14 protein-coding genes are annotated in these 13,056 nt (G+C 52.1%); 3 read left to right on the top strand and 11 right to left on the bottom strand.

Annotated elements, in window-relative coordinates:
• Nucleotides 1–35 precede the first annotated feature (35 nt).
• On the top strand, nt 36–659 hold the full coding sequence (locus SH668x_RS14595) for a hypothetical protein (RefSeq protein WP_437185801.1): 624 nt from the start codon (nt 36–38) through the stop codon (nt 657–659).
• A 65-nt stretch (nt 660–724) separates the two neighbouring features.
• On the opposite strand, the gene SH668x_RS14590 is transcribed toward SH668x_RS14595, so the two are convergent.
• Together SH668x_RS14590 and SH668x_RS14585 are read right to left on the bottom strand one after the other, a co-directional pair.
• Complete coding sequence (locus tag SH668x_RS14590) at nt 725–1,276, bottom strand: PspA/IM30 family protein (protein WP_437185800.1); 552 nt, start codon at nt 1,274–1,276, stop codon at nt 725–727.
• A 165-nt stretch (nt 1,277–1,441) separates the two neighbouring features.
• A complete protein-coding gene (locus SH668x_RS14585) occupies nt 1,442–2,026 on the bottom strand; it encodes an RNA polymerase sigma factor (protein WP_437185799.1) in 585 nt (194 codons plus the stop codon).
• 262 nt (nt 2,027–2,288) lie between these two features.
• Here SH668x_RS14585 and SH668x_RS14580 point away from each other — a divergent pair, with 262 nt between their 5' ends.
• Nucleotides 2,289–3,524 carry a lactate racemase domain-containing protein gene (locus SH668x_RS14580; protein ID WP_437185798.1) on the top strand — a complete coding sequence of 412 codons (1,236 nt, stop codon included), beginning with the start codon at nt 2,289–2,291 and terminating at the stop codon, nt 3,522–3,524.
• 70 nt (nt 3,525–3,594) lie between these two features.
• Here the strand turns inward: SH668x_RS14580 and SH668x_RS14575 are convergent, their stop codons facing one another.
• The 9 genes from SH668x_RS14575 to SH668x_RS14535 all read right to left on the bottom strand — a co-directional run bounded on the left by SH668x_RS14575 (nt 3,595) and on the right by SH668x_RS14535 (nt 12,135).
• Entirely contained in the window at nt 3,595–3,804 is a 210-nt protein-coding gene (locus SH668x_RS14575) for a hypothetical protein (RefSeq protein WP_437185797.1), read from the bottom strand.
• Nucleotides 3,805–3,865: 61 nt separating this feature from the next.
• Nucleotides 3,866–5,515 carry a signal peptidase I gene (gene lepB / locus SH668x_RS14570; RefSeq protein ID WP_437185796.1) on the bottom strand — a complete coding sequence of 550 codons (1,650 nt, stop codon included), beginning with the start codon at nt 5,513–5,515 and terminating at the stop codon, nt 3,866–3,868.
• 172 nt (nt 5,516–5,687) lie between these two features.
• Nucleotides 5,688–7,115 carry a phytoene desaturase family protein gene (locus SH668x_RS14565; protein ID WP_437185795.1) on the bottom strand — a complete coding sequence of 476 codons (1,428 nt, stop codon included), beginning with the start codon at nt 7,113–7,115 and terminating at the stop codon, nt 5,688–5,690.
• Between the two features lie 79 nt (nt 7,116–7,194).
• Nucleotides 7,195–7,551, bottom strand: a complete 357-nt coding sequence (locus tag SH668x_RS14560; RefSeq protein ID WP_437185794.1) for a hypothetical protein — start codon at nt 7,549–7,551, stop codon at nt 7,195–7,197.
• A 104-nt stretch (nt 7,552–7,655) separates the two neighbouring features.
• Nucleotides 7,656–8,123, bottom strand: a complete 468-nt coding sequence (locus SH668x_RS14555; RefSeq protein WP_437185793.1) for a hypothetical protein — start codon at nt 8,121–8,123, stop codon at nt 7,656–7,658.
• Nucleotides 8,124–8,428: 305 nt separating this feature from the next.
• A complete protein-coding gene (gene sufB, locus SH668x_RS14550) occupies nt 8,429–9,853 on the bottom strand; it encodes a Fe-S cluster assembly protein SufB (protein ID WP_437185792.1) in 1,425 nt (474 codons plus the stop codon).
• 115 nt (nt 9,854–9,968) lie between these two features.
• Nucleotides 9,969–10,790, bottom strand: a complete 822-nt coding sequence (gene sufC / locus SH668x_RS14545) for a Fe-S cluster assembly ATPase SufC (protein WP_437185791.1) — start codon at nt 10,788–10,790, stop codon at nt 9,969–9,971.
• A 152-nt stretch (nt 10,791–10,942) separates the two neighbouring features.
• On the bottom strand, nt 10,943–11,494 hold the full coding sequence (locus SH668x_RS14540) for an NADH-quinone oxidoreductase subunit B (protein ID WP_437185790.1): 552 nt from the start codon (nt 11,492–11,494) through the stop codon (nt 10,943–10,945).
• Nucleotides 11,495–11,628: 134 nt separating this feature from the next.
• On the bottom strand, nt 11,629–12,135 hold the full coding sequence (locus tag SH668x_RS14535; RefSeq protein WP_437185789.1) for a helix-turn-helix transcriptional regulator: 507 nt from the start codon (nt 12,133–12,135) through the stop codon (nt 11,629–11,631).
• Between the two features lie 329 nt (nt 12,136–12,464).
• Between SH668x_RS14535 and SH668x_RS14530 the strand changes: the two genes are divergently transcribed.
• Nucleotides 12,465–12,920 (top strand): hypothetical protein, encoded by a 456-nt coding sequence (locus SH668x_RS14530; protein ID WP_437185788.1) that lies wholly within the window; start codon nt 12,465–12,467, stop codon nt 12,918–12,920.
• The last annotated feature ends 136 nt before the right edge of the window (nt 12,921–13,056 follow it).

Here is a 13,056-nt window from a genome sequence, read left to right as displayed (position 1 = left end):
CGTGATCGCTGGTTTTTTAGTTGAAGTGAGACGCCGTGGCCCTACAGAAATTTCGAGTAACGTGTCCACATTGCCAGGTGAATCTTCTCGTCACAGAAGACCTGCTGGGGCAACCAGGAAGCTGCCCGGGGTGCCATCTCGACTTTCAGCTTCCTCCACTCCAAGCGTTTCTCCAAAACGTGGCAGAGGCGGCGATTCCCAATGAAGAGCCAGCAGCAACAACTCGCGAGGAGCCGTCGAAAACGCGCGAGGAGCTGTCGAACGTCAGCGCTCCACCGCATCTTCCTTTAGTTCCACCCGTCTCGACATTTGTCGATGAAACTCGTCAAGCTGGAAGCGAGACGCAGCTACCGACCGGAACGGTTAAGATTCTCCAAAGGCCGTCACTTCGCTATCTAGCAATCTTGTTGAAGTGTATCGGAGCGTTTCAGGTTTTGGTCGCGTTCATCATTCTGGTCGTACTGCTGGTGAATGCGATTTCAAACCCTGCCGAGCCATCCACTGTGTTTTCAACAGTTGGTCTGGCGTTGACGCTTGCAGCTTCGTCTATTTTTACTCTCGCATTTTCTGAGCTGATCCCGGTCTTCTGCTCGCAGGAGACGATGCTGCGTCATCTTCTCAATGAAATGAGATCACGGAACAACCACGACCGTGAGTGACTTGTGCGGGCGCAGCCTGCAGTGCTGAACTCCAAGCGTTTCCGAGCCCAAGCGGCAGGCGTATTCTACTGGCCGCCAGAGAGCGCCGAGCGGAGCGCTTCGAGGTCCGAATCGACGCGACTTTTGTTTGAGCCTTCGTGCAGTGCGGAGGTGGTTGGTACCGGTTTGCTGCCAGCCAGAACTTCTTTGACGCCTGATTGCATCTCCTCAAGCCTACGGACTGCATCCGCGAGCCGAGCCTGCAAGGCGCAGAGCATCGTCGACAGGTGTTCGCGTGTTGCAATGGCTGCCTGAAGTTGCTGTTCAAGACCTGCAATCAAGTCCTCAACTTCGTGCTTTCGTTCGAGTGCTTGTCTCGCGCGACTTTCATTGTTTCCCTGCAGCGCATCCTTGGCCTGATTGAACCAGTCGGCGACAGTCGCTTTTTGCTCATCAATCTCGGACTGAATCCGGGCTACATTCGCTGTCGCGGTGTTGACACATCGCTGGGCACCGGTAACGCCTTCCCGCATTTCCTTGATGATCTCCTCCAGGCATCCCGCGCTATTTTCATTGCGGGCGAGCAGGGAAGTCAGGTTGCAGGTGACGATGTCTGTTAATCGACTGAAGTAAGCCATGTGCGATGATCCTAATCCGAGAGGCAACTGCCAGGTGCCAGTCTACCCGGCGATTGTGGGCCTCACGGAACCGTGTCGGTCCGTTCGTGAGTCTCGAGCCTCGAAATAATCAGTTCTGTGAATACGAAATTTGATCCCTGATGGATCACGCTGATTGTTAGATTCTTAAATATTCAGGGTACTTGACGTGTCTGAGGGTTCAATTCCCCGTGCTCGCAATTTTTGAGCCAGCTTTTCTCTCGCTAGACGAAGCCGACTCTTTGCTGTTGCGGGAGAGACTTCCGTAATTTCGGCAACTTCTGGCAAGCTCAGGTCCGAATAATGGTGCAAAATAAAGGTCTGGCGTTGATCATCCGGAATTTCTGCGAGAAGTTCATCAATTAAAGCTGCAAATTCCTGCTGTTCGATTTGTGTTTCTGGAGGTACGAATTCTTCGGCCATACGGTTGATGGCATCGACCTCTTCCTCATTTGTTTTCTGTCGGACGGTTCTGACCAACGCATCATTCGAACGACGCCGCAAATCGTCAATCAGGAGGTTTCGTCCAATACGAAACATCCACCCACGGAAGCGGCCCGATGGAATGTAATCCCAATGTTGATTGTATACCTTGAGGAGTGTTTCCTGCGCAAGATCTTCCGAGAGCTGAATGTCCCGAGTATTTCGCATGAAAAAGCCGATCAACATTGCCTGAAAACGATCAACAAGCGTCTGAAACGCCGTTTCATCGCCTGATTGCAGGCGGATCATCAGGTCATCATCACTGCTTGTATTCGGCAAGGGATTCAATCGAAGTGTCTTGGAGTGTCAATGTGAATCTGATCTTTTCCTAATATAAACAATCAGATCCAGTTGTGGCGAACCTCGAACAAGGAATTCAACATCAGCGAGGTGGCTTGCTCTCGCATTCCCTATCATAATGGGAACCAACAGTCATTGTCACATTGATATTCAGTGATTTGATCCACGTCGATCTGGCGAAAACTTTCAAGAAACAGGACATTTGCACAGCATGTCGGATGATGTGATTTCACTGCGTATGAAGTACGGGCGAACAGGGCAGGTGGAACTGGACATTCCGGAACGCCAGTTGATGTTGCATCATGCGTCTCCCCCTGCAAATTGCAGCACTGCATCCGCGATTTCTCAGGCGTTCGATCAAGCCCTCGACTTCCCTGAGGTAGAGACAACGTTCGTTCCCGGTGATCAAGTCGTCGTGGTCATCGAACGCGACACTCCTTCTGTAGAGCTCATCTTCGCTGAACTCTGGAAAAGATTATCTACGGCGAACGTGCAGCCAGGTGATGTCAAAATTTTGCAACCTGCGACATGGCGCAAGGTGGAAGGTCACGATCCGCGTTCGCTTTTGCCAGAAGAGATTCAGAGCAAAATCGCACTGGAGAAACACGATCCCACTGCGGAAGGGACATGTTCCTACCTCGCCTCCACCGCAGGAAATGAACGCGTTTATCTCGCCCGGGCTGTGACCGATGCGGACGTCGTCGTGACGATTGGACCTGCGATGTACGACTCTGTGCTGGGAGTTCGTGGCACCTGCAGCAGCCTGTATCCGGGACTGTCCGATGTTGAAACACTTCAGAAGGTTCAAGGGCAGGGACATGAAGAGCTTGGCCCTGAAGATACGCGTCCGCTGCGCCAGATCGTCGATGAAATTGGCTGGCTGATTGGTGTTCAGCTCTCGATCAGCGTGATTCCCGGTCCGGGCGGTGAGGCGAACGAAGTGATCGTCGGACAGACGGACAGCGTATTGCGGCAAGTCAGAAAATCGCTCAGGAAGAAGTGGTACGTCCGTTCGAGCGAACGCGCTGAAATGGTCATTGTCTCGGTTCAGCATGACGCCGGTGGTCAGAGTTGGGATCAGATCGCCGCTGCGGCCAACATTGGTCGTCGGTTGGTTGAACGCAATGGTCGCATCGTTATTCTGTCTGAATTGAGCGAAGCGCCTGGGGCGGGGTTGGAGATCCTCAAGTCAGTCCGCGAGCCGAAAGATGCAATCAAGCTGATCCAGAAAGCGAATCCGCCGGACGCACAGGCAGCCATTCGGATCGCATTTGCAACGGACTGGGCGAATGTCTGTTTACTCAGCAAACTGGAATCGCAAACAGTTTCAGACCTGTTCATGATTCCGATCGAACATGCCTCTGAAGTGGCTCGTCTCATCGAATCAGAAGACATTACGACGATTGTCGAAAACGGTCAGTTTGCCTTTGTGAGTAGCGGAATCTGACGAAAGACAAAGATCGAGATTTGCTCCGGAACGCCGAATTTTCCCAAGGGGGATTCGACTCCGGAGTTTTTTATTTGGGCTGCCAAGCAATCCAGATCGAGCAGGGAAGTGCAAATGCGACAACAAAAAGCTGTCCTGCCGCTGTCGTGACGTCGAATGGGTTAATGGCTACCAACAGTACGGTGAGACCGATCAACGCGATCAGAAAAGTGAACATTCCGCCCAAGAGTCGACCACTCGGAGATGAACGAGATTCGGTTCGCTGTTTTGGCACTCTCACTGATGTTCCATGAATTAACAGGGGGGTATGAGATTCAATCGCGGTTCAACGAAGGACAACTTCAGTGAATGAACCGTACCTTCGAGAAGTCCGGAAGCCTCAGGAAGCGGGATTTCCCTTGCCAGTTCATCGGTTGGGAACGTGAAGGAAGGTGGACAATCAGCGGTTTCCCGATGAATGCAGAACGCGGGACAGCAGGGTCGTTCCAGACTCGGCTATCTACTGAGACCGGGCTATTGTCGCCGAGCACAAAATACTCATTCTGTCCCATTTGATATCGCGGTTTGGGATGATTCGGAGGAGAGGTGTAAGTGATGTCCCTGTAGAGACAGAGTTCACGGACCCGACACGACATTCCCGCTGCGCCGAATCTCACTGGCCGTTTCATTTTTGAGACTGTCTTGGCAGGCTCAAACTCAAAGGGGGCGAAGACTTCTTTGTTGTTGAAAGCAAGAATCGCCTGATGGTCGATCAAAGAGAAGTCGATTTTTACAGGAGCGTGGAAGAGGGAGTCACTGAACTGAGTGCTGCGAACAGCGATCGGGTCACCATTTTTCAGCAGCTCAACGGTCTGCTCAGGCTTCTTGATGATCACAGTGAAGACATTTACACCATTTGAAAGTTCAATTTCAAATCGGCCATTTCCCCGGACATCGGAAAGTGTCATTGAGCAAAAGAATTCATCGACTGGCTGGCTCGACAGGTTGATTGAGTTGTACCCGTACTCGTCGACGATCGGAGCAAGGTGCGACTGCTCCCAGAGGTTCTGAAACGCTTGCTGGAACTGGGGGTCATCGGATCTGGAGATCCACTTTCGGCGTTCCAGATCGGAAAACGTCCCGGTCGTTTGCAGCTGCTTGCCGCGATAAACGAGTGGTTCCGAGGCGACATCGAGTGGATGAAGATGCCCGGGCCATTTCTCAAGAGGAACGCTCGTTACGTGTGATCCACCGCTCCGGACCCAATGGCGGTATCCCACCCACGAAATGTTCTGAACTCCAGGTTCGACCGGAGCTGTGTAGGTCAGTGAATCTGCTTCCAAGTTCCACGGCGAATTTTCATTCAGCAAAACCCAAGTGGCGCGTGAATCGGGATCATTGGACGGAATGTGAGCAGCATATTCCGATATGGGAATTTTGATCGCGTTTTGAACGTGAAAGGGCTTTCTCGCGAGCTTCCCGTCGATATAGATGTCCCCTTGAGAGATTTCGATCGACTCATCAGGAAGCCCGACGACACGTTTCACATAAGCTTGTGTGGAGTCGCCAGGGTTTCGGAATACGACCACTTCCCAGCGACGGGGATTGCGAAAGTCATAAGCATGCTTGTGCACGAGCAGCTGGTCGCCTTCCGTTTTGGGAAGATCATTCATCCGGATTCCGCTGAAACCGCAATTCGGGCAACGGGCATCTTCTTCAGGTCGTGAATTCCGGTCGAAATTCACCCAAGCCGTTTCAATCTGATCCGCGAGTTCATCGACCTGAGTACCGCGAGCGAACTCGAACGAGCATTCCGGGCAGACGACTCCGTGGTGGAACCCTAACAACGTCGGGGCCATTGACCCGGTTGAAATTAGAAAGCCTTCCAGTGCCAAGCCGCGGAACATCACCACGCCGATCGCGAGCAACACCAGGGACTCCGCGATATGTCGAAATGGACCGACACTTCGGAACGTCTGAGAATCGGATGTGAATCGTCCGGAATTATGCATCGGTGAAATTGCAACTCTCATACTCGGGAGCAGAGAAGGATCATAACTCTTCTCGGGACCATGTCGAGATTGGTCCTGCGATCCCATCGAATATGAATGAAGATGGGCCGCCGATCACAGCTTTCTGTAACGAGCAGCCCAAAGAATTTCACGAATTAAATCCAAGCGTCGGTCAGATGACAGACGACTTGGGAGTCAGGTACTTGTCCATCTCATTCGCCACGATGACCCCGTAGTTCACCGCTCCGAGCCATCCAGACATGATGATTCCGACGGACCCAGCGTGATACAGTCCCGGAATGTGCTCTGGCATCTCCTGGGAGACCTTGAGCCCTTCGAACTTTGTGCCGAAGCTGGCGCCTTGGAGATGACGCGTATACCGCTCGAATGTCCGTGGCGTCGATGCTTCCAGCCATTCGATTTTGCTTCGGACGTCTGGGATGTACTTCTCGAGACACTCGATCGTGCTCTCGCTCAGTTTCTGCTTTTCTCGCTCGTAGTCTTCCGGGGAGAGTTCTGCCCAGTCCTTATAGTTGGCGTTCGTCGACGAGACGATCAGCCAGCGGTTTGAACCGGGACGGGTCTCAGGGTAATAGAATGAAAAGGTACGACTGCTGACATTCATTGACAGCATCGCATTAATGTCGAAACCTTCATGCTCAGAATGGAAGAGCAGGTCACCGCAATTGTCGAAGCCTTCGCCCGTCTTCAAGCCGATGTAAACCTGGCAGCTGGAGTTGTTGAGGCGGACCGCTTTCGCTTCTTCGACGTACTCCGGATCAAGATGTTCTTCGCCGACAAGTTCTAACAGTGTGGACTTGATATTGGAGTTAGACAGAACGACTCCGCACTCGATCCGCTTGCCGTTGACGTGAACCGCCTTCACCTGACGATTCTGATCGAGTTCAATTTTTTCAACGAGCGAACGGATTCGAATATCGACACCGTTTTTCTCAAGCTCAGCTTTCATCTTGCTGACCAGTGCGTCGGTACCACCCTGGAAGGTGTACACCCCTTTGGTCATGAAGTTGCTGAACACGATGCCGTATGTGATCGCTGGATCTTCAAGAGTCGATCCATTGGCATAGGTAATTGGTTCCATCAGCAGGCGAACAACGTCGCTGCGGCCGGGGAAAAATCGTTCGAAAAGCTGACGAGTAGTTGTGGACTGGTCATCGTAAAAGTTCATCTGTCGCGCGGTCTTGAAAAACTCGTCGACGGTTTCCTGTGGAACCTTGAACTTCTCGGTGATGATGTTTGTGAAGTCTTCGCGTGTGAAGGTCGTTCGCAATGAAAACTGAGGATTCTCAAAGCGAATTCCCGTCAGCGGAATAATGCTCTCAGCGATCTCCGGAGTCCAGTATTTTCGACAGCTCTTGATCATTCCAACCGGGAAGCCGTGTAGGGAGATATCAAAGATGTGTCCCCCTTTTCGCTTAAACCAGGTCGCCATACCTCCCAGCTGATAGTGATGTTCGAGGAGCAGGACTGAGTATCCCTGCTTCGCCATGACATTCGCACCCGTCAGACCAGCCAGACCGGAGCCGATGACGATGACGTCATAGCGGTCCTTCACTCCGAGTAGAAAATCCTTTGCCATCGAACCTGATCATCCCCGTTGAGCAACTGAAAATTTGCTGTGTTTGCTCCACTGAATCTGTGATGCCGATCGCCCAATTTTAATTGGACAAATGTTCACAGGCGTCGTTCCGCCAGGGAGCAGTGATGTGGTGTTTCCTGAGAGTTGCATGATTGACGAAAACGGTTCCAACATCCAGTGTTCCGCCGTCCTCGAAGGGAATTTTCGGGATTCGCATGCCAATCCGAACACTGAAGTGCTTCGGGCAACCGATTTTCCCGGTGAAGTCCGGCCAGACTTCACTGAAAGAGAGTTGAGGAAGCGCCGCGATCACCAGTGGGCGATGGCCACCACGGCGAAGGCTCACAGCTGAGACGCTGGAGGATGGTAGAACTTTAATTCGATCAATGGTGGTTGATGAGTGTTCCTCAGGCGAGCTGACAGCTTTGCGGGACATCGGAGTCGAAAGTCATTCACTTTCGAGTGCATCGTGATGTCACCGCAAAGCAATCTCACTGTAAGCCTCAACGAGGCGAACTCGCGAGTCAGAACGGAGAGAGATTAATCTTCGTCTGAATCATCTTCGTCGGCATCTTGCGACTCTTCTTCATCGTCCTCTTCCTCGTCGCTATCGACGAGTTCCTCTTCGATTTCTTCGTCATCCACCTCGACTGCCGATGCAGCGGCTGAGGTCGCGCTCGCTTGGGGCCAAACCATCAGACGTTCGGCGTCGATTGTGACGTTGGAACGACCCGCTTCGCTGCCGGGAGCAAGGCTTGCTCCCCACTCAGCGAGTTCACGAGCTTGATCGCTCTTTGTTTCGACAGTGTTGTCATCGCGAATGGCTCGCCATGCTTGCAGGTGTGGCCACTCTCGCAGAATTGTTGTCAAACAAGTCTGCATCGCGCGGCCGTTCGCGCCTGCACTGAATCCTGCCCGCTGAGCAATGACGCCGTACTTCGCGACTTTATCAGATCGCTTGAGTTCCCAGAGAATTTCAGCCACGGCTGGTGCACGTGATGACGCCATCTACTACTCCTTGTTCAATCTATCAGCTGCAGCAACTCGATAATGCAATGAATTCAAACATCGCCGAAGGGCGAATTGCGTCCCCATAGATGAAGAAAATGGGGCAACGCGGAATGCTGGAAAACCACATGCTGCCAATCAATCTACACCGTATCACTCTTTGTGATTCATCTCAAGCGCGAGTTCTTGATAAGTATTTCGCCTAATTTTCATCAAATCAATTTGACTTGACATCAACGAAAAAACATCCGGTGACACCAATTCAGGACATCACCGGATGTAAATATCAAGCAGGGAGAGTGTCGTTAGCCAACACTTCCTTCCATCTGGAGTTCAATCAGGCGATTCAACTCAACTGCGTACTCCATCGGCAACTCTTTCACGAGCGGTTCGATGAAGCCTGTGACGATCATGGCACTTGCTTCTGCTTCGGTCAGGCCGCGGCTCATCAAGTACAGCAGTTGCTCTTCTGCAATCTTCGAGACGGAAGCTTCGTGCTCCATCGCGACATTTTCTTCTTCCACTTCGATGTATGGATAAGTGTCGCTGCGGCTTTCCGGATCGAGAATCAGGGCGTCGCAAACCACGTTGCTCTTGCAACCGGTTGCACCCTTCTGGATTTTCACCAGACCGCGATAGCTGGAACGTCCACCCGATTTACTGAGGGACTTGGAAATGATTCGACTACTGGTATTGGGAGCGCAGTGAACCATCTTTGCACCAGCATCCTGATGCTGACCGTCTCCAGCGAACGCGATGGAAAGGGTTTCACCGCGTGCACCCGGTTCCATCAGGTAGATGGCAGGGTACTTCATCGTCAGTTTTGAACCGAGGTTACCGTCGATCCATTCCATCAGCGAGTCGCCGTACGCCATTGCTCGTTTTGTAACGAGGTTGTAGACGTTGTTTGACCAGTTCTGAATGGTGGTGTAACGACAACGACCCTTCTTCTTCACGACGATTTCAACGACTGCGGAGTGCAACGAATCGCTGCTGTAAGTTGGAGCAGTACAGCCTTCGACGTAATGAACACTTGCTCCCTCGTCGACGATAATCAGCGTTCGTTCGAACTGTCCCATATTCTGGGTGTTGATACGGAAGTACGCCTGAAGCGGGAATTCGATGTGAACTCCGGGCGGAACGTAAATAAACGAACCACCTGACCAGACTGCGGAATTCAGTGCTGCGAACTTGTTGTCGTTCGGAGGAATGATTGTTCCGAAGTGCTCGCGGAAGATTTCCGGGTGCAACTTCAGCGCAGAGTCCGTATCAGTGAACAGCACGCCTTGATCAGTCAGGTCTTGCTGTAGAGATCCGTAAACCACTTCAGACTCGTACTGAGCTTTCACACCGGCAAGGTATTGACGTTCAGCAGCGGGAATCCCCAGACGTTCGTACGTGTTACGGATGTCTTCAGGAACTTCTTCCCAGGACTTTTCCTGCTTATCGCTGGCTTTCACGTAGTAGTAAATGTCCTGGAAGTCGATTCCGGACATGTCGCCCCCCCAATTGGGCATGGGCTTCGATTCGAAAATGTCGAATGACTTCAGTCGAAAGTCCCGCATCCAGGCAGGTTCGTCTTTCATCTCTGAAATCTGAGCAACGATATTTCGGTCAAGTCCCTTTCGGGAGATGAAAGAGTACTTATCAATTGGGTCATGAAATCCGTACTGGTAGTCGCCAACAGGACTGACTGCCTTTTCCGTATTCAAAACTTCAGTGCTGGACATTTGAGTGTGCTCTCTCCGATGGAAGGTCGGGATTGCTGAAGGAATTCGAATGTAAAACGAGCGACGTGACGTCTGTTGCTTCTTTTACGATGCGACAGACTGATGGCGAATGCACTTATGCACCCGCTGCTGCAGCTTCCTTTTTCTCTGTTTCTGTTTCCTCGGCGGCAGCCTGAGGATGTCGTTCGCGGACACCTGCGTAGCCGCGTTCGTGGAGTTCATGTGCGAGGCTCGCGTCTCCGGATTCGACAATACGTCCAGCCAGCATCACGTGGGTGTGCTGTGGAACGTTGAATTCGAGGAGTCGTTCGTGGTGAGTGATGATCAAGATTCCCATGTGTGGGCCGGAGAGCTTCTGCAAACTCTCGCTCACAACACGAACAGCATCGCTGTCGAGCCCGGAATCTGTTTCATCGAGAATCGCAAATTTTGGCTTCAACATGGCCAGCTGAAGAATTTCCATTCGCTTCTTTTCACCGCCGGAGAAGCCTTCGTTCAGGTAACGACGGGCGAATTCGGCATCAATATTGAGTTCCTGCATCGTCTTGCGGAGTTCGGTGCGGAACTCTCGCATTGAAATGAGGTCTTCGCCTTCTTTGCGCTCCGGGTTACGGACGTTGGAAATCGCGTGACGCAGGAAGTCGGCGACCTTCACACCCGGAATCGTGACAGGGTACTGAAAGGCCAGGAACATCCCGAGGCGAGCACGCTCGCTGGGGTCCAGCTCAATCAAATCTTTGCCGTCGATTGTGATTGAGCCTTCGGTGATCTCGTACTTCGGATGTCCGACGAGCGTGTAGGCCAGCGTGCTTTTTCCTGAACCGTTTGGTCCCATCAATGCGTGAATTTCGCCCTGACGAATCTCGAGGTTCACCCCTTTGAGGATTTCGCTCTCACCAACCTTCACGTGCAGGTTTTCAATCTTCAGCAGACTCATTGCGACAATTTTCTTTGTTAAAACGACTCGTGGTGTCGAACTCCGAGACTTCTCCTGATGTTGGCGAAGCCCCGTTCATTCTCCACGAATCATGCAAATTCACTTCCAACAGCCCAGAGCCACGATTCTCCGGAGGTCCTGTATTCTGGTTCTTAGGCCAGTACGATTTCAGGATCTTTCACGTAGCCGGAGTGATGTGGGACGGGCAAAATTTCCTTTGAACCTTTGGTCAGCTTTCGGGCACGGATCTTATCCTGAATCCGCATGATTCCTTCGAGCAGTGCTTCTGGTCGGGGGGGGCATCCGGGGATGTAAACATCAACCGGAACAACCAAATCCACCCCTTTTACGACATGGTATCCATGTTTGAAATAAGGGCCTCCACCGACAGTGCATGCTCCCATTGCAATCACATATTTCGGATCGGGCATTTGTTCCCAGAGTCGGCGAACTCGAGATGCCATTTTGTAGGTGACGGTACCTGCAACAATCATGAGGTCTGCCTGACGCGGGGTTGCCCGGAATGCTCCAGCACCGAACCGCTCGAGGTCGAAACGACTCCCCCCGACAGCCATCATTTCAATTGCACAACAGGCAATTCCGAAGGTCATTGGCCAGATGCTGGACTGCTGCGCCCAGTTCATCGCTTGTTCCAATGTTGTGGTAATCACATTCTCTTCGAAACGTCCCTCAACCCATGTCATTCCCGAAAATCTCCTCTGTTTTGTCTTTTCACTTGTTGATTCCCATTACTAAGAGAACTGAGCTCCGAGTACAACAAACTTCGTAGGGACTCTCAATTCTGAGTGAACTGCGCGGCTCTTCGCCGTTCGTGAGTTCAGTTCGCTTCCACTCCAATCTGAAACTCGCAGCAGCGATGCCCCTCGAGTCGACAAGTCGTCAGTTCGACTGGTGCTTGTAGGATCTCAGAAAAGATCGATGTTTCGAAATGACAAAATGACGGATCTTCTTCCACGATATCGTGATACGGGCAATTGTGCTCTCGCAGGACAGCCAGCTGCCCACCAAGTTGGCCGTCGCCTCCGGGCTCTGTCTCCATGTCGACGTCGAAGCCGAGTTGGGTCAGGTTGGAACAAAGTTCCTTGAGCCGCTCCGGGAGTGCGCCGTTCGTCATTCGGGAGCCGAATCGCTGAACGAGGGCATCTTTTACGCCCGTCAGCACCTTTTTCCTAACGTCGGGAGAATCAATTCGCATGATCTCCCGCCAAAGCACAGATGCCATCTCTCCGGAGTCACTACCGAGGGCTTTGAGGCCAGCCTCTGTAATCGCATATGTGTGGTAAGGGCGTCCACGATCTTGCCGCGAGACCTGTCTCGAGATCATCCCTTCAGTCTGAAGTCGTACAAGTTTCTGTCGTACTGCATTGGCTGTAACTCCAATGAAATGGCAGAGTTCCTGTACCGTTGCCGGTTCGTGGCGATGGAGGGTCGCAAGAAATTCGCGATCTGAATTTTCGTTCGTAATGGCTCCCTCCTTTCGTTGTTTCTTATCTCAGTATACCCGTCTTCGGATTATTGACAAATCAGTATGTGAAAAATGGGAACTCTTTGGTTGTCGCGATCTTCTCTCGTTTTTTTGAATTTCGATGGTTTCCGGAAAAGATGTGAAATACTTTCGATAGTATGGAATCGGGGCAAACGGGGGGGATTACCATGGGGCGGTTGTTTCTTGTGCCAGCGTGGCTCGCTATTCAGGGGGTTGTGTTCGCTCAAGGGAATGCTGTCGTTCAGCAGCCAGTTGCTGGAGCTTTGGGCATTCAATCAGAAGTCGCAGTACCCGATCGCGGAGAAGCGAAGCTCGGCGGAACAAGCACGAGTGCGGTCGGTAGAAATCAGTTAGGGACAGTCCCTTCTGGGACTTCCACTGGAAAAGTCACAGCGGGGAGTGCCGGCGCGGTCGGCGCATATATCCATAATTTCGACGATTTTGATGAAGTGGTCAGTTTTACTCGACCGCCCATCCCTGGCATCGACAAACCGGGCGGAGACGACCCGGAATCTGTGCGGATCATGAAGGCTCGGTCACGGGTTCTTCGGCTCTCGAATTCGCCAATGCTGCAGACGCCTCGCGAGATTATGAACGTCTACCGGAGATCGTTGAAGTTTTAGGCGAATTGCGGGAACTGTCTGGTGACTGAATTTCTCATTTCGGGCAGAAATCCGATGACGAGAGTTCTTTCGCAGGGGAGCGTTCGCGATTGAGCGTGAATTTCAGTAGAATCTTCAGGTTTTCCACGTGCGCGTT

Source organism: Planctomicrobium mucosum, from assembly GCF_051466335.1.
Classification (GTDB): Bacteria; Planctomycetota; Planctomycetia; order Planctomycetales; family Planctomycetaceae; genus Planctomicrobium.
The sequence above is the reverse complement of the archived record's forward strand: the minus strand, read 5'-3'. Positions and strand labels throughout refer to the sequence as shown.